We start from the raw sequence: 16,077 nt of genomic DNA on the forward strand, positions 1-16,077 counted from the left end.
GCGAAGACAGGCCGGGGCCGGTTCGCGCCGCTGGATAGGGGATTGGCGGAAATTATAGCAGCCCGGGCCGCCCGACCCGCGGCGGCCTAGGAAACGGCCAGGATCTGGCCATGTTCCACGTGGAACCGGGCGATCGGCAGGCTGGCGTCGGCCAGCGCCTGCGGGGTTTCGGTGGCAGTGACGAAGACCTGCGCCGGCCCCGCACATAGGCGCTGCAGCACCCGGGCCTGGTGGTGGCGATCCAGTTCCGAGCCCAGATCGTCCAGGGCGATCACCGGCCATTCGCCGCGCTGCTCGGCGTAGTCCTCGGCCTGCGCCAGCAGGCAGGCCAGGGCGGTGAGCTTGGCCTGGCCGCGGGAGAGCGCATCACGGCCGGGAATCTCGGCAAAGCTGAGGCTCCAGTCGGCCCGGTGCGGGCCGGCGGAGGTATAGCCGAGCTGACGGTCGCGCTCCCGGTTGAGCAACAGTGCATCGGCCAGCGAGACCTCCTGACGGCGCCAGCCGGGCGCGAACTGCAGATGCGCGATGCCCAGCGACGGGGCGAGATCCGGGGCAAGGGCGAGCAGACGCTGAAGCAGGCGGTCCAGGTAGTCCTGGCGGCGCGAGGTCAACGGCTCGCCAGACTCGGCGAGCTCGTGATCCCAGGCATCCAACGCCGCGCCGCTGCCGCCGCTCTTGAGCAACGCATTGCGCTGCTTGAGCGCGCGGGCGTAGCGCCGCCACAGGGACAGGAAGTCAGGTTCCACGTGGAACAAGCCCCAGTCGACGAAGCGGCGGCGGGGCTCGCCGCCGCCGCTGACCAGCAGATGGCTTCCTGGCTCGAAGGTGACCACTGCCAGCGCGGCGCACAGCGTACCGAGATGGGCGACGTCCTCGCCGTCGAGGCGACCACGCCATTCTTGCCCGCTGTGGCGCAGTCCGGCGCGGCGCCGACGAGTCGCGCCGGCTTCAGCCGACTGCTCCTGCCATTCGACGAAAACGTCCAGCGCGTCCTGGCCCTGGCTGACCAGCCCATCGCGCACGCGTCCGCGGAAGCTGCGGCCATACGCCATCAGGTGCATCGCCTCAAGCACCGTGGTCTTGCCGGCGCCGTTGTCGCCGGTGATCAGGTTCAATCCAGGCGCGGGCGCCAGCTCGAGCGCCGCGAACCGGCGCAGGTGGTGGAAGTCGAGGCGGGAGACGTGCATGCGGGGATAGAGGCGAAGGCGCTCGCACCGGGCGCACGCAGATCGGGGCTTGGGGTAGGGCGGCAGCATACCCAAAACGGCTGATGGGCGCTGTCAGGACGGCCGCGCTCGGGAAATTGACAGCGCTGCGTGCCAGCAACCTCCGCATCATTGGGAGGACGGACTCCCGCGGGACGGTGGAGGCGTGGGTAAGAGGGTCGGCCAGGCGATCACAGGCACGTTGTCTTGCCGCACGGTCTCCTGGCGCTTCGATAATGGTGTGATCCCGCCGAGATGCCGGAGCCCGTCTCTTTGCAGACACAGTCACGGCCGATGCGTTTTGGCCGGGTAATGCAAGGGTGCAAGCTGCGCAGGCCTCCCGTGGCAACGGATCCCTCTCAGTGCAGGAGCGTTGATCTTGGAGCCCAACAAAAAGAAAACCCGGCACGAAGGCCGGGTCGCTTTCGCACGTGTTCCACGTGGAACACGAAACGGGAACCGTCAGAGACGCAGCGGCATCACCACATGGCGCGAGCGGGCGCTGCTGGCTTCCCGGACCAGCGCCGACGAGTTGGCGTCGCGCAGCTGGATCACCACGAACTCCTCGCGCAGCGCGGACAGCGCGTCGAGCAGGTAGTTCACGTTGAAGCCGATCGCCAGGTCGCTGACCTTGGTGTCCGCTTCCACTTCTTCCTGCGCTTCTTCCTGCTCCGGGTTATGCGCACTGATCTTCAGCTGGCCCGGCGAGACTTCCACGCGTACACCGCGGTACTTCTCGTTGGACAGGATCGCCGCACGCTGCAGCGCCGCGCGCAGGATCTCGCGATCCAGCTTGACCTCGCGGTCGGCACCGATCGGGATCACCGCTTCGTAATCGGGGAAGCGACCGTCGATCAGCTTGGAGGTGAAGGTGACATCGTCGCGCTTGACACGCACGTGCGCACGACCGACTTCCAGCTCGACTTCGCGCTCGCCGCCTTCCAGCAGGCGCTGCAGCTCGGTCACGCCCTTGCGCGGCACGATGATCTGGCGCTTGGCGCCGCCGGCGTTCTCCAGCTCGGTCTCGCACAGCGCCAGGCGATGGCCGTCGGTGGCCACGCAGCGCAGGGTCTGGTCGCGCAGGTCGAACAGCAGGCCGTTGAGGTAATAACGCACGTCCTGTTGCGCCATCGCGAACGCGGTGCGCTCGATCAGTTCCTTCAGCGCGGCTTCCGGCACCACCACGCGCTCGGTGGCTTCCACTTCGTCGACCGACGGGAAGTCGTTGGCGGGCAGCGTGGCCAGGGTGAAGCGGCTACGCCCGGCCTGCACGGTGATCTTGTCGCCGGACTGCGAGACGGTGACCTTGCTGCCGTCGGGCAGGGCCCGCACGATCTCGAACAGCTTGCGCGCCGGGATCGTGGTTTCGCCGTCCTGGGCATCGTCGACCGCAATGCGCGAGACCATCTCCACTTCCAGATCGGTACCGGTCAGCGACAGCTGGCCACCCTGCACCTGCACCAGGAAGTTGGCCAGAACCGGCAAGGTCTGGCGGCGTTCGACCACATTGACGACTTGCGCCAATGGCTTGAGGAAGGCTTCGCGCTGCAGTGTGAAACGCATGTGGTTCCGTGCCCCTATGCTTTAAAAGATGTGGAATAAATCAAAAGCTTGGTGGTGATGGTAGAGCGAAATTCGGTGCAAATGTAGCTCAAGCCACTGAAAACAAAAGATTTTTAGCGCCCTCAATCCCGTGTACTACTGTCCCGGAACTGGTGGGGAAACCTGTGGATAGTTTTGCCGTCGCCGCCGCGTCGCGCTTTATCCACAGTTTCTCCCGGATTTGTCGCGAAGTCATGCACCGATTTATCACGTGGCGCCAGGTGACCGCCGAACGCACACGCTGCGCGTGTGGATCGGCGTGCCGTCCCTGTCCTCTCCGGGCTCACTCGCTGAGCTTGCGGATCAGCTTGTCCCAGTCTTCGCGGAGCTTGCCGTCGGTTTCCATCAGGTGCTTGATCTGCCGGCAGGCGTGCAACACGGTGGTGTGGTCGCGCCCGGCGAACGCATCGCCGATCTCCGGCAGGCTGTGTTCGGTCAGTTCCTTGGTCAGCGCCATCGCCACCTGCCGCGGCCGCGCCAGCGAACGCGTGCGCCGCTTGGACAGCAGATCCTTGATCTGCAGGCCGTAGTAGTCGGCCACGGTCTTCTGGATGTTGGGGATGCCGATCGCCTGCTGCTGCGCACGCAGCAGGTCGCGCAGGGTTTCCTGGGCGAACTCGGTGGTGATCGCGCGGCCGGTGAAGTTGGCGCGCGCCGCCAGCGTGTTGAGCGCGCCTTCCAGGTCGCGCACGTTCGAGCGCATCTTCTTGGCGATCAGGAACGCCACGTCGTCGGGGATCTCCGCGCCGCGCTCGCGCGCCTTGGCCAGCACGATCGCCGCGCGGGTCTCGAAATCGGGCGGATCGATCGCCACCGACAGGCCCCAGGCCAGGCGCGACTTCAGCCGCGGCTCCAGGCCCTCGACCTCGCGCGGGTAGCGGTCGCAGGTCAGGATGATCTGCTGACGGCCGTCGAACAGCGCGTTGAAGGTGTGGAAGAACTCTTCCTGGGTGCGGTCCTTGCCGGCGAAGAACTGGATATCGTCGATCAGCAGCGCGTCCACCTGCTGGAACTGGCGCTTGAACTGGTCCATGGTCTTGTCCTGCAGCGCACGGATCATCGCGCTGAAGAACTGTTCCGAGCGCAGGTACATCACCCGCGCGTTCGGGTTCTGCTCGCGCATGGCGTTGCCGGCGGCGAACATCAGGTGGGTCTTGCCCAGGCCGGTGCCGCCGTACAGCAGCAGCGGGTTGTGCGCGCGGTCGCCGGGCTTCTGCGCGGCCTGCACCGCCGCGGCCAGGCCGAGCTGGTTGCTGCGGCCTTCGACGAAGTTGGCGAAGGTGTAGTGCGAATCGAGGTTGCCGGCGAACGGCTCCAGCAACGGCGGCGCCGGCGTGCGTGCGGCCGCGGTCTCGCTGGGCGGGGCGGCCGCCGGTTCCGGCGCGCGCGGACGCGAGCCGACCTGCAGCAGCACCTCGCCGCTGCCGGCGAAATAGGTCAGCAGTTCGCGGATACGCGGCAGGTAGCGCTCGCGCACCTGCTCGACGATGAAGGCGTTCGGGGCGTACAGCACCATGCTGTTGTCATGGCGCTGTTCGGCTTGCAGCGGTTTCAACCAAGTGTGAACGTCCTCGGCTGGAAATTCGGCTTCCAGACGTTCCAGGCAACGGGGCCAAGCATCCATCAGATCTAAATTCGTCGATAGACCGGGCATGAAGGGCGCGCTCGGGCGCGGCGCATTCGGCCGGTGGGAGAGGAAAGCGGATGGATCAGACTACCACCGGCGCGCAGGGTCGGGAATGGTTTTCCCACGGCTATTCACAGATCCATCCACAGGCCTGGCGTGGCCGGCCTGTGCCGTCGTCAATACAGGGAGTTGACCGCGGCGTGAGTGGTCCTATAGAATTTCCGGTTCTTTCCGCCCCATTCAGATCAGAGCGCCCCGATGGCCACCAAGCGCACCTTCCAGCCCAGCAACCTCAAGCGCAAGCGCGACCACGGCTTCCGTGCCCGTATGGCCACCGCCGACGGCCGCAAGATCCTGGCCCGTCGCCGCGCCAAGGGCCGCAAGCGCCTGAGCGCTTGATTGCTTCGCCGCCCCAGGCGGCGCCTGCAATCCGGACCGTGAATCATCCCGACCCGCGTAGGCGATTTCCTCGCTCTGCGCGGGTTCGCACGTCTGCGGAATACCGCGTCGTGTTCGATGCCGCGCGCCGCTGTTCCGAGCCGCTGATGAGCCTGCACTGGCGCAGTGCGCCGCACCCGGCGCGGCTGGGTCTGGCGGTGTCGCGCAAGGTCGACAAGCGCGCGGTCGTGCGCAATCGCATCAAGCGCGTGCTGCGCGAGGCCACGCGGCAGCTGTTGCCGTGGCTGAAGCCCGGCGACTACGTGGTGGTGGCGCGCAGCGCCGCCGCCCAGGCCAGCGGCGAGCAGCTGCGCCAGGCCTATCTGCGCCTGCTGCGTCGCGCCGGCGCATTGCCGGCCCCGGCCGCGGACGGCACAATGCCGCCGCCCGATCGTCCTTCTTCCCCCACATCCACGTCAGAACCTGCTTCTGGCTGAGCCGAGCTTGCCTGTCCGATGAACCAGACCCGCCTTTTCCTGATTTTCGCCTGGCTGATGGTCGCGGCGCTGTTGTGGATGGAGTGGAACAAGGAACACGCGCCGAACGCCACCGCGGCGACGGTCGCGGCAGCGACCACGGTGCCGCCGGCGCAGGACGCCGATGCCGGCGCCACGCATGCCCCGGCCGTTCCGCAGGCCACGGTGCCCGGCACCGCGCCGGCCAGCACCACGCCCGAGACCGCCGCGGCCAGCGCCGCGCCGCGGGTCACCGTCACCACCGACGTGCTGCGCCTGACCCTGGACGGCCGCAGCGTGTTCGACGCCGATCTGTTGCTGTTCCCGCAGACCAAGCAGCCCGGCAGCCCGCCGGTGCAGCTGCTGACCGAGGACGCGGCGCATCCGTACACCGCCACCAGCGGCTGGGTCGGCGAGCACAACTCGCCGTCGCCGGGCCCGGGCGGCTTCCGCCCCGAACACCCGGGCCAGGAGTACGTGCTGGCCAAGGGCCAGGACAGCCTGCAGGTGCCGTTCGTGTGGAATGGCCCGGACGGCGTGACCATTCGTCGCGTGTACACCCTGCAGCGCGGCCATTACGCCGTGCAGATGCGCGACGAGGTCATCAACCACGGCAGCAAGCCGTGGCAGGGCTATGTCTTCCGCAAATTGAGCCGGGTGCCGACCATCGTCAGCCGCGGCATGACCAACCCGGATTCCTTCAGCTTCAATGGCGCCACCTGGTTCAGCCCCGCCGACGGCTACCAGCGCCGCGCGTTCAAGGACTATCTGGACGACGGCCCGCTGAACCAGACGGTCAAGGGTGGCTGGATCGCGCTGTTGCAGCACCACTTCTTCACCAGCTGGATTCCGCAGAACGACCAGGATTCCCTGTTCGTGCTGTCCAACGACGGCCCGCGGCATGTGGTCGAAGCGCGCGGCCCCGGTTTCACCGTGGCGCCGGGCGCCAGCGCCAGCACCGAAGCGCGACTGTGGGTGGGCCCGAAGCTGGTCAATCTGATCGCCAAAGAGCAGGTGAAGGGATTGGATCGCGTGGTCGATTACAGCCGTTTCACCTTGCCTGCGATGCTCGGCCAGGGCCTGTTCTGGATCCTCAGCCATCTGCACAGCTTGATCGGCAACTGGGGCTGGTCGATCGTCGGCCTGGTGGTGCTGCTGAAACTGATGCTGTATCCGCTGTCGGCCGCGCAGTTCAAGAGCATGGCCAAGATGCGCAAGTTCCAGCCGCGCATCCAGCAGCTCAAGGAGCGCTACGGCGACGACAAGCAGAAGTTCCAGACCGCGATGATGGAGCTGTACAAGAAGGAGAAGATCAACCCGATGGGCGGCTGCCTGCCGGTGCTGATCCAGATGCCGATCTTCTTCGCCCTGTACTGGGTGCTGGTGGAGTCGGTGGAACTGCGCCAGGCGCCGTGGTTCGCCTGGATCCAGGACCTGACCGCGCGCGATCCGTACTTCATCCTGCCGGTGATCAACGTGGCGGTGATGTGGCTGACGCAGAAGCTGACGCCGTCGCCGGGCATGGATCCGGTGCAGGCCAAGATGATGCAGTTCATGCCGTTGGTGTTCGGCGTGATGATGGCCTTCGTGCCGTCGGGCCTGGTGTTGTATTGGGTCACCAATGGTTCGCTGGGCCTGCTGCAGCAGTGGTGGATGCTCAAGCGCCACGGCGAACCGGCCACCGCTGGTGGCGGCGGCGGCGGCAAGCCGCCGGCCAAGGCCAAGGCCAAGAAGTAAACCCGACAACGCCCGCCCTCCGGCGGGCGTTGCGCATGCGGCCGGGGAAGGCGCCGGCGTCTGCGCTGTTCCCGTAGCGCCTTGCTCGCGAGTCCGTGGTCATGCGCAAGCGCCATCGTCCGTTGTCGCCGTCCGTGGCCGTGATCGGCCTGCTCGCCTTGGCGCTGGCCGCGTGCCAGCGCACGCCTGCCGACAGCGCGGCGACGCCGTCCAAGTCCGCGACATCGGCGCCGGCGATCGCCATTCCAGGCTCTCCCGCATTGCAGGCCCAGGCGACGACGCTGCTGCAAGGCCTGCAGGCGCAGCTGGCGGCGCAGCGCAAGATCATCGTGTTGCTGGCCGACGAGGCCAAGCAGTCGCAGGCCGACCGACAGATCTCCAGCAGCGTCGGCCAGCAGCTGTTCCACGAGGGCCTGGAGCGCCGCGAGACGCTGGCCAAGCAATTCGATGCGCTGCTGGCGCTGCCCGACCCGCAGCGCTTCGCCGCGGTCGGCAGCCTGCTGGACTACGTCGAATCGGCGCCGGACCTGTACGACGCCGACCGCCTGGCATTCCGCGAGATTCTCGCCGACTGGCAGGTGCGCATCGGCAAGGACTCCTCGCTGCCGGCGATCAAGCTGCACCAGCGCATCGGCGAAGACCTGGAAGCGCTCGACGAGATCGAACGCACCTACAACCGCGAGATCACCGCGATCTTCAGCCGCTTCGATCGCACCCGCGCGATCGTGCAGAAGCGCGAGAAGTGGGAGGACTACGTCGCCCACCTGGGCACGCTGTACACGCGCGAGGCGATCCTGCGCGACTACGGCGTGATCACCCCATACCCGATGTCGATGAAGGACAGCGACCGCGAGGTGTTCGGCCGCGACCTGCCGCCGAAGACCGTGGTGCTGAGTTTCGACGACGGCCCGCATCGCGAGTACACCGACGAGATCGTGGCCATCCTCAAGCGCTACGACGTGCCGGCCACGTTCTTCGAAGTCGGCCGCAACCTGGGCAAGCTGGAGCCGGATGGCAAGGTCGACCTGTCGCCGCTGGCCAGCGTCAGCCGCAGCCTGATGGAGCAGGGCTACACCGTCGGCAACCACAGCCTGACCCACGCGCAGCTGTCCAAGGAAACCGGCGCCGCGCTGCGCAGCCAGATCCTGGACACCGACCGCATGCTGCGCGCAGTCGACGCCAAGCGTGCGCCGCTGTTCCGCTTCCCATACGGCGCGCGCAACGCCGAGGGCATGCAGATCCTCGGCGAGGCCGGGCTGAAGTCGGTGATGTGGAACGTGGATTCGCTGGACTGGGCCGACCCGGTGCCGGAGTCGATCGTACAGCGCGTGCTCGAGCAGGTCGGCCGCGAGCAGCGCGGCATCCTGCTGTTCCACGACATCCACGAACGCACGGTCAAGGCGTTGCCGCAGATCCTGGACCGGCTCAGCGCCGACGGCTACCAGTTCGCCGCGTGGAACGGGCGCGACTTCAGCGTGGCGCGCGCGGCCAGCAACGCTGCCGCACCGGCGGTGACCAGCGGCTACGACAAGTCGTGGGCCATCGTCATCGGTATCGACGACTACGCGCACTGGCCCAAGCTGCAGTACGCGGCCAACGATGCGCAGGCGATCGCGCAGACGCTGACCGGCAGCTTCGGTTTCCCGTCGTCGCAGGTGATCGTGCTGAAGAACCAGGAGGCGACCCGCAACAACATCCTGGCCGCTTTCCACGATCGCCTCGCACACGGCGGCGTCGGCAAGAACGACCGCGTGTTCGTGTTCTTCGCCGGTCACGGTGCGACCCGCAAGCTGGCCTCCGGGCGCGATCTCGGCTACATCGTGCCCGCCGACTCGGACCCGGCGCAGTTCGCCACCGACGCGATTCCGATGACCGAGATCCAGGACATCGCCGAAAGCCTGGAAGCCAAGCACGTGCTGTTCGTGATGGACGCGTGCTACAGCGGCCTGGGTCTGACCCGCGGCGGCGGTACCAGCGCCTACCTGCGCGAGAACGCGCGGCGCATCGCCCGACAGATGCTCACCGCCGGCGGCGCCGACCAGCAGGTCGCCGACAGCGGCCCCAACGGCCATTCGGTGTTCACCTGGGTGCTGCTGCAGGCGCTGTCGGGCAAGGCCGACCTCAACGGCGACGGCCTGATCACCGGCACCGAGCTGGCCGCCTACGTGGCGCCGGCGGTGTCGAGCATCTCGCAGCAGACGCCCGCGTTCGGCAGCCTGCCCGGTTCGCAGGGCGGCGAGTTCGTGCTGCAGGTACCGGAGGGCGAGGAATTCCTCACCGCCAGCACCCAGCAGCTGTCCTCGGCGGCGATCGCGATGAACGACCGCGTCGATGCGGCGGCGCCGGCATCGACCGCGACCGCGACCCCGAACGCCGGCGCCAGCAGCGCCGATGCACCGCCCGCTGCGGCCAAGCCGGCGGTGGTGGTCAAGGATCTGCAGGGCGGCGAGCGGCCGCTGGCGGTGCCGGCCGCGGCCGGTCCGGTGTCCGACCGCCAGCGTGCGCAGCGCGCCAACGACCGCGGCCTGCAGTTGTACAAGGAGAAGCGCTACGACGAGGCCGAGGCGCAGTTCACCGAGGCGCTGAAGCTGCGCCCGGACTTCGCGCTGGCGGCCAACAACCTGGGCTTCATCTACTATCGTCAGGGCAAGTACGCGCAGGCCGTGCGCTGGCTGGAGAACACGCTGAAGATCGATCCCTCGCGCGCGGTGGCCTACGTCAACCTGGGCGACGCCTACCGCCAGCTCGGCGATGCGGCCAAGGCCAAGCGCGCCTTCCAGACCTACCTGGAGCTGCAACCCAACGGCGCGTCGGCCGCCTACGTGCGCGGCCAGCTGCAGACGCTGTGATCCATCGCGCCGCCGAACCTGTCGCCTTCGCCATGCCCTCTTCCGCCACCGAGACCATCGCCGCCATCGCCACCGCTCCCGGCGCGGGTGGCGTCGGCGTGGTCCGCGTGTCCGGTCCGGCGGCGGCGGCCATCGCCGAGGGGCTGGGCCTGGGCGCGCTGGTGCCGCGCAGCGCCCGCTACGCGCGTTTTCGCGACGCGCACGGCGAGATCGTGGACGACGGCATCGCGCTGTGGTTTCCGGCGCCGCGCAGTTTCACCGGCGAGGACGTGCTGGAACTGCAGGCGCATGGCAGCCCGGTGCTGCTGCGGCACCTGGTGGCGCGCTGCTGCGAACTCGGCGCACGGCCGGCACGCCCGGGCGAGTTCAGCGAGCGCGCCTTCCTCAACCGCAAGCTCGACCTGGCCCAGGCCGAGGCGATCGCCGACCTGATCGCCGCCGGCGACTTGCGTGCGGCGCGCGCCGCACGGCGCTCGCTGGACGGGGTGTTTTCGCGTCGCGTCGACGACTTGGCCGAACAGCTGATCCGACTGCGCATCCACATCGAAGCGGCGATCGATTTCGCCGACGAGGCGCTGGACACGCTGGGCGGCGAGCAGGTCCGCGCCGGCCTGGCGCAGGCGCGCACGGATCTGACGCAGCTGCGTGCCGACGCCGAACGCGGCCGGCGCCTGCGCGATGGCCTGCACGCGGTGCTGGTCGGCCCGCCCAATGCCGGCAAGAGTTCGCTGCTCAATGCGCTGGCCGGCAGCGACCGCGCCATCGTCACCGACATCGCCGGCACCACCCGCGACACCTTGCACGAGACCGTGCGCCTGGACGGCGTGGAACTGACCCTGGTCGACACCGCCGGGCTGCGCGAGGGCGGCGATGCGATCGAACGCGAGGGCATGCGCCGCGCGCGCCAGGAACTGCAGCGCGCCGACCTTGCGCTGATCGTGCTCGACGCGCGCGAGGCCGAGGCCGGCCAGGCGGCGATCGCCGACGCCATCGCCGACGTGCCGCAGCGCCTGTGGATCCACAACAAGAGCGACCTGCTCGCTGCGGTGCCTGCCGCCAGCGCCGAGCGCGTCTACGTTTCCGCCGCCACCGGCAGCGGCCTGGAGCAGTTGCACGCCCAGTTGCGCGCGATCGCCGGCGCCGCGGCCGGCGAGGGCAGCGACGGCGAATTCTCCGCGCGCGCCCGCCACGTCGACGCGCTGCAGCGCGCCGCGACGCATGCCGACGCGGCGGCGGTCGAACTGAAACACGAACGCCTGGAACTGGCCGCCGAAGAGCTGCGCCTGGCCCATGCCGCGCTCGGCGAGATCGTCGGCACGCTCAGTGCCGACGACCTGCTCGGGCGGATCTTCTCCAGTTTCTGCATCGGCAAATAGCCCGTCGCGCCGCTGAGTGCGCTTACGGCTTCAGCCCCGCCAGTTGCGCGCGATTGTCCTGCAGCCACTGTTCGAACGGCAGCGGCGCCTGCCCGGTCAGCGCCTGGTAGTCGCTGGTGACGGTGGCGACGTGGCCGGCCGCGGTGTTGGTGTCGAACGAAGCATAGATGCGCGCGACCGGTTCGGGCAGGCCTGCGCCGACCATGCCCTGTACCAGGCCCTCGACCGGTACCGGCACCACCTGGATCTGCACATCCAGCACCTGCGCGACCAGCGCGGCGATCTCGGCGGTGGTGTAGGCGCGCGCGCCGCTGAGGGTGAGCGTGCGCTTGCCGTCGCCGCCGGCCAGGGCAATCGCGGCGGCGCGGGCCAGGTCGTCGCGCGCGATATGGGCGATGCCGCCGTCGCCGGCCGCGCTGTACCAGTGGCCCGAGGCCAGCACCGACGGCAGGCTCATGAACAGGTTTTCGAAGTACCAGTGGTTGCGCAGCACGGTCCAGGCGGGCAGGGTGCTGGCGGCCAGGCTGTCCTCGGTGCCGGCGTGATCCGTGGCCAGCAGCAGCGGCGAGTCGTGCGGTTCCGGGCAGGAGGTGTAGACCAGGTGGCCGACGCCGGCACGCTCGGCGGCGGCGATCGCGGCCTGGTGCTGCTGCAGGCGGTGGCCGGGGCGGTCCAGTGCGTCGGTGCTGATCAGCAGCACGCGGCCGGCGCCACGGAATGCGGTGTCGAGCGAAGCGGCGTCGTCGAAATCGCCGTGGCGCACGTCCACGCCGCGCGCGGCCCAGGCGGCCAGGCGGTCGGGCTGGCGGGTCATCGCCACCACCCGCGACGGCGCCACCTTGAGGGTATCGAGCAGGTGCGCGAGCACGCGCTGGCCGAACTGGCCGCCGGCGCCGGTGACGAGCAGGGAATCGGAAGATGCGGACATGACAGGTCTCCTGAGGAAGGGCGGCGTCGCAGGACGCAATGGTCTGGAAAAGGAACCTGGTCTATCCTAGAGACCTTGGCCGACCTGTAAAGACGGCACTTTTTCCGCCCCTGCTTACCCCGAGGTAACCACCATGGACACCGTCGTACCGCCGGTCGCCGCCTGCGACGCGCTGTTGAGCCAGCAGTTGCAGGACTACCAGCGTGCCGGCATGGCCATCGACCAGTGCCCGGTGCGCGACGTGCTGGCGCAGATCGGCGACAAGTGGAGCACCCTGTTCGTGATGCTGCTGGCCGAACGCCCGCACCGCTTCGGCGAACTGCGCCGCGCGGTGCCGGACATCTCCCAGCGCATGCTGACCCAGACCCTGCGCGACCTGCAGCGCGAAGGGCTGGTCGCCCGCGAGGTGCTGCCGACCGTGCCGCCCGGCGTGGAGTACCGGCTCACCCCACTGGGGCAATCGTTGAGCGTGGTGCTGGCACCGCTGGTGCGCTGGGCTGCCGACCATCATGCGCAGATCCGCAGCGCACGTGCTGCGTTCGAGGCCGATGCACCGGCGCGGGCGGCGGGCGCCACGTACCGTTGACGCGTCCCGTACGAGCGGCTTTACCGAGAACGCCCGGTCGCGGCGGAAGCCGCTCCTTACGGACATTCCCGCATTACCCGCAACCCCGACGGACCCAAACGGCCGAATTCGGCAACCGCGGATCAGCTCTCCGCAATCACCCGCGCGCTGTAGCTGTCGCCGTCGCGCTGCACCCGTACCGGTCCGCCGAACACCGCCGACAACGGCGCATCGGCCAACAACTCCTCGCGCGCGCCGTCGGCGTACACCTGGCCCTCGCGCAACAGGATCACCCGTGCGATTTCCGGCACGATCTCTTCGATGTGGTGGGTGACCAGCACCAGGGTGATGTCCTGACGGGCGAGGTCGCGCATCGTCGCCAGCAAGTGCTCGCGCGCGACCAGGTCCAGGCCTGTACTGGGTTCGTCCAGCAGCAGCGCCTGCGGCCGGTTGACCAGGGCGCGCGCGATCAGCACGCGCCGGGTCTCGCCGGCCGACAGCTCGGCATAAGGACGCCGCAGCAATGGCAGCGCGTGCGCGGCCTGCAGCGCCTCGCGCGCGCGGCCGCGCATCGCCTCGGTGACCTCGCGGTGCGGCGGCACCACGTAGCTGGCGAAGAACCCGGACAGCACCGCGCTTTCCACGTCCAGCCCGGGCATGTCGGCGAGATTGACGCTGAGGTCGCCGGTGACGATGCCCAACTGGCTGCGCAGCCGGTCCACCTGCCAGCGGCTCTGGCCGAGCACCCGCACCGCCGGCTCCTCGCCGGCGCGCGCCAGCGGATACAGCTCGCGGGTGATGAGCTTGATGAACGAGGATTTGCCGCAGCCGTTCGGGCCGAGGATCGCGGTGTGCTGGCCGAGCGCGATGCGCAGGCTCAGCGAATGCAGCACGCGGACCTGGCCGCGGACGACGCTGGCGCGATCGAGTTCGATCAACGGCGTGGCCGCTGGCACGGGGGTTGCTTGGGAAGAGGCGGCTGACATGGAACCGAAACCGTTCTGTGATCGGAAGCGCTTGGCGGCTGAATACCATACGCGAGCGCCGGGTGAAGTTTGCGCCCGCAACCCCCATCATGTCGTCATCCCCTCACGCCGTCTTACGCTCTGGAGCTTCTGGCAATGTTCGACGCGATCCTCGACTTCCTCGGCAACGGCCTGCTCGGCGTCGGCTGGTGGGGCATGCTGGCCGTGCTGCTGCTGTTCACCCAGCTCACCATCTTCGCGGTGACGCTGTATCTGCACCGCAGCCAGGCGCATCGCGGAGTGGACTTCCATCCGCTGCTGTCGCACTTCTTCCGCTTCTGGACCTGGTTCACCACCTCGATGATCACCAAGGAGTGGGTGGCGATCCATCGCAAGCACCACGCCAAGGTGGAGACCGAGGAAGACCCGCACAGCCCGCAGACCAAGGGCATCGCCCGCGTGTTCTGGCGCGGCGTGGAGCTGTACCGCGAAGCGCGCACCCAGCGCGGCGACATCGAGCAGTACGGTAAGGGCGCGCCGGACGACTGGATCGAGCGGCACCTGTACACCCCGTACGCGAACCTGGGGCCGGTGGCGCTGTTCGCGGTCAACTTCGCGCTGTTCGGCCTGCCCGGCATCGCGCTGTGGGCGCTGCAGATGGCGTGGATCCCGTTCTGGGCCGCCGGCGTGATCAACGGCCTGGGCCACTGGTGGGGCTACCGCAACTTCGAGTCCGCCGACACCTCGACCAACCTGACCCCGTGGGCGCTGTGGATCGGCGGCGAAGAACTGCACAACAACCACCATGCCTTCCCGAGCTCGGCGCGCTTCTCGATGCGCCGTTGGGAACTGGACATCGGCTGGATCGCGATCCGCGCGCTGGCCGCCCTGCGTCTGGCCAAGATCCTGCGCGTGGCGCCGACCCTGGACGTACGCCCGAACATCGCCGTGCCCGACGCCGACACCCTGCGCGCGCTGCTGTCGCATCGCTTCCAGGCGATGACCGATTACCAGCGCAACGTGTTCAAGCCCGCGCTCAAGGAAGAAGCCGCGCAGGCCGGCGCCAAGCTGCGCAAGCTGCTGCCGCGGCGCCTGCGCAAGGGCCTGGTCGACGATGGCCGCTGGCTCAAGCCCGACGCGCGCGAACAGCTGCAGCACTGGGTGGCGCAGCGCCCGCGCATGCGCACGCTGGTCGAGCATCGCGCCCGCCTGGCGGCCCTGCTGGAAGCGCGCACCCACGACGCCAGCGAACGTCTCAAGCACCTGCAGGCCTGGTGCCACGACGCCGAAGCCAGCGGCATCGCCGCGCTGCAGGCCTACGCCGCGCGACTGAAGGGCTACGCCCTGGCATGAGCCGCGGCGCACCGCATATCCCGTCGCACGAACGCCGCCTTGCGCGGCGTTCGTCGTTACTGGTCGGACTGACGCTGCGCATCGCCTGCACCCTGTTGGCCGGCGGTATCGTCAGCGCCCACGCGCAGGCGATCGACAGCACCACCAGCTACCTGCAGCGCATGGACCGCGACGGCGACGGCCGCGTCAGCTTGGACGAATACCTGGCCTGGATGAGCTACGCCTTCGACGCGCGCGACCGCGACCACGACGGCGTGCTCAGCCCCGCCGAACTGTCCGGCGGCCGCGGCCCGCCGATCACCCGCGCACAGCACCTGGCCACCCTGACCGCCCGCTTCCGCAAGCAGGACACCAACGGCGACGGCTACCTCAGCGCGCGGGAGCTGGCGGCGCCGCCGCAGTAGGGGATAGCTCTGATGGTACGGCTTCTATTGCCGAGCTGGTTGCGCAAACCGATGCATCCCATCGATCTGAGCATCGCCATCGTCGATATGCATACATCTCGATGCAGCCTGCCTGGCGGATAGTGATGCCTGTAGGCACGGCTTAGTCACGGCGCCGGCTTAGGAGATTCTGGTTGCAGGCTCCTTTCCCTGACTAGATAACGGCGCTTTGGACCAGCGCTTTCCTGTTCGAGACCACAGGAAGTAAGTCGCCACAATCTCCAACACCTGCCACCACCAATATGCGCCACCCGTATGCGCATTCATCACAGACACCACAAAATGCAAGAAAATCAGCGCCGGCAGGCACAGGAAGACGGCGATAACAAAGTGGGACCATGTCTGCGCCTTACTGAGCGAAAAGGCAAGATAAAAACATAGCGTTATTCCTGGAAAGAAAATCAGGTAGCGAAAATAGTCTCCAATGGGTGCATTATTAAATAAGTGCCTGTTAGCAAAAAAACTATCTAGGCCGATAACAAAAAAAAGCAAGAATGAAAGAACTACGGGAATCCACTTTAGGATATTCATTAA

The 16,077-nt window shown here is 68.1% G+C and carries 14 protein-coding genes; 8 read left to right on the plus strand and 6 right to left on the minus strand.

The window, feature by feature from the left end; all coding sequences use genetic code 11:
• Positions 1-86 precede the first annotated feature (86 nt).
• The 3 genes from recF to dnaA form a co-directional block, all read right to left on the minus strand.
• A complete protein-coding gene (gene recF / locus ACHWVH_RS07665; protein WP_267098918.1) occupies positions 87-1,187 on the minus strand; it encodes a DNA replication/repair protein RecF in 1,101 nt (366 codons plus the stop codon).
• Between the two features lie 480 nt (positions 1,188-1,667).
• A complete protein-coding gene (gene dnaN / locus ACHWVH_RS07670) occupies positions 1,668-2,768 on the minus strand; it encodes a DNA polymerase III subunit beta (protein WP_017911750.1) in 1,101 nt (366 codons plus the stop codon).
• Between the two features lie 322 nt (positions 2,769-3,090).
• Positions 3,091-4,431, minus strand: a complete 1,341-nt coding sequence (gene dnaA / locus ACHWVH_RS07675; RefSeq protein WP_026144198.1) for a chromosomal replication initiator protein DnaA — start codon at positions 4,429-4,431, stop codon at positions 3,091-3,093.
• A 261-nt stretch (positions 4,432-4,692) separates the two neighbouring features.
• Here dnaA and rpmH point away from each other — a divergent pair, with 261 nt between their 5' ends.
• The 5 genes from rpmH to mnmE all read left to right on the plus strand — a co-directional run bounded on the left by rpmH (position 4,693) and on the right by mnmE (position 11,289).
• The gene (rpmH, locus tag ACHWVH_RS07680) at positions 4,693-4,833 is read left to right on the plus strand and encodes a 50S ribosomal protein L34 (RefSeq protein ID WP_003469983.1); all 141 of its coding nucleotides are present in this window, start codon (positions 4,693-4,695) and stop codon (positions 4,831-4,833) included.
• A 38-nt stretch (positions 4,834-4,871) separates the two neighbouring features.
• Complete coding sequence (gene rnpA / locus ACHWVH_RS07685; RefSeq protein WP_081616388.1) at positions 4,872-5,309, plus strand: ribonuclease P protein component; 438 nt, start codon at positions 4,872-4,874, stop codon at positions 5,307-5,309.
• A gap of 18 nt (positions 5,310-5,327) precedes the next feature.
• Positions 5,328-7,064, plus strand: coding sequence for a membrane protein insertase YidC (gene yidC / locus ACHWVH_RS07690; RefSeq protein WP_394686929.1), 1,737 nt, complete (start codon positions 5,328-5,330; stop codon positions 7,062-7,064).
• Positions 7,065-7,165: 101 nt separating this feature from the next.
• A complete protein-coding gene (locus ACHWVH_RS07695; protein WP_394686930.1) occupies positions 7,166-9,913 on the plus strand; it encodes a tetratricopeptide repeat protein in 2,748 nt (915 codons plus the stop codon).
• A gap of 32 nt (positions 9,914-9,945) precedes the next feature.
• Positions 9,946-11,289 carry a tRNA uridine-5-carboxymethylaminomethyl(34) synthesis GTPase MnmE gene (gene mnmE, locus ACHWVH_RS07700; protein ID WP_394686931.1) on the plus strand — a complete coding sequence of 448 codons (1,344 nt, stop codon included), beginning with the start codon at positions 9,946-9,948 and terminating at the stop codon, positions 11,287-11,289.
• 22 nt (positions 11,290-11,311) lie between these two features.
• Here the strand turns inward: mnmE and ACHWVH_RS07705 are convergent, their stop codons facing one another.
• Positions 11,312-12,217 (minus strand): NAD(P)H-binding protein, encoded by a 906-nt coding sequence (locus tag ACHWVH_RS07705; protein WP_295928532.1) that lies wholly within the window; start codon positions 12,215-12,217, stop codon positions 11,312-11,314.
• Positions 12,218-12,350: 133 nt separating this feature from the next.
• Here ACHWVH_RS07705 and ACHWVH_RS07710 point away from each other — a divergent pair, with 133 nt between their 5' ends.
• Positions 12,351-12,803: a helix-turn-helix domain-containing protein gene (locus ACHWVH_RS07710; RefSeq protein WP_295928535.1), complete on the plus strand. Its 453-nt coding sequence runs from the start codon at positions 12,351-12,353 to the stop codon at positions 12,801-12,803.
• 122 nt (positions 12,804-12,925) lie between these two features.
• On the opposite strand, the gene ACHWVH_RS07715 is transcribed toward ACHWVH_RS07710, so the two are convergent.
• Positions 12,926-13,768 carry an ABC transporter ATP-binding protein gene (locus tag ACHWVH_RS07715; protein WP_394686932.1) on the minus strand — a complete coding sequence of 281 codons (843 nt, stop codon included), beginning with the start codon at positions 13,766-13,768 and terminating at the stop codon, positions 12,926-12,928.
• Positions 13,769-13,903: 135 nt separating this feature from the next.
• Here ACHWVH_RS07715 and ACHWVH_RS07720 point away from each other — a divergent pair, with 135 nt between their 5' ends.
• Together ACHWVH_RS07720 and ACHWVH_RS07725 are read left to right on the plus strand one after the other, a co-directional pair.
• Positions 13,904-15,100, plus strand: a complete 1,197-nt coding sequence (locus ACHWVH_RS07720; RefSeq protein ID WP_017907974.1) for an acyl-CoA desaturase — start codon at positions 13,904-13,906, stop codon at positions 15,098-15,100.
• Positions 15,097-15,504: an EF-hand domain-containing protein gene (locus ACHWVH_RS07725; protein WP_295928538.1), complete on the plus strand. Its 408-nt coding sequence runs from the start codon at positions 15,097-15,099 to the stop codon at positions 15,502-15,504. The genes ACHWVH_RS07720 and ACHWVH_RS07725 overlap by 4 nt, the downstream gene beginning before the upstream one ends.
• Positions 15,505-15,663: 159 nt before the next feature.
• Here the strand turns inward: ACHWVH_RS07725 and ACHWVH_RS07730 are convergent, their stop codons facing one another.
• Positions 15,664-16,074, minus strand: a complete 411-nt coding sequence (locus ACHWVH_RS07730) for a hypothetical protein (protein ID WP_148827859.1) — start codon at positions 16,072-16,074, stop codon at positions 15,664-15,666.
• Positions 16,075-16,077 lie beyond the last annotated feature (3 nt).

Origin of the sequence: uncultured Xanthomonas sp., assembly GCF_964278005.1 — a bacterium.
GTDB classification, from domain to species: Bacteria; Pseudomonadota; Gammaproteobacteria; order Xanthomonadales; family Xanthomonadaceae; genus Xanthomonas_A; species Xanthomonas_A sontii.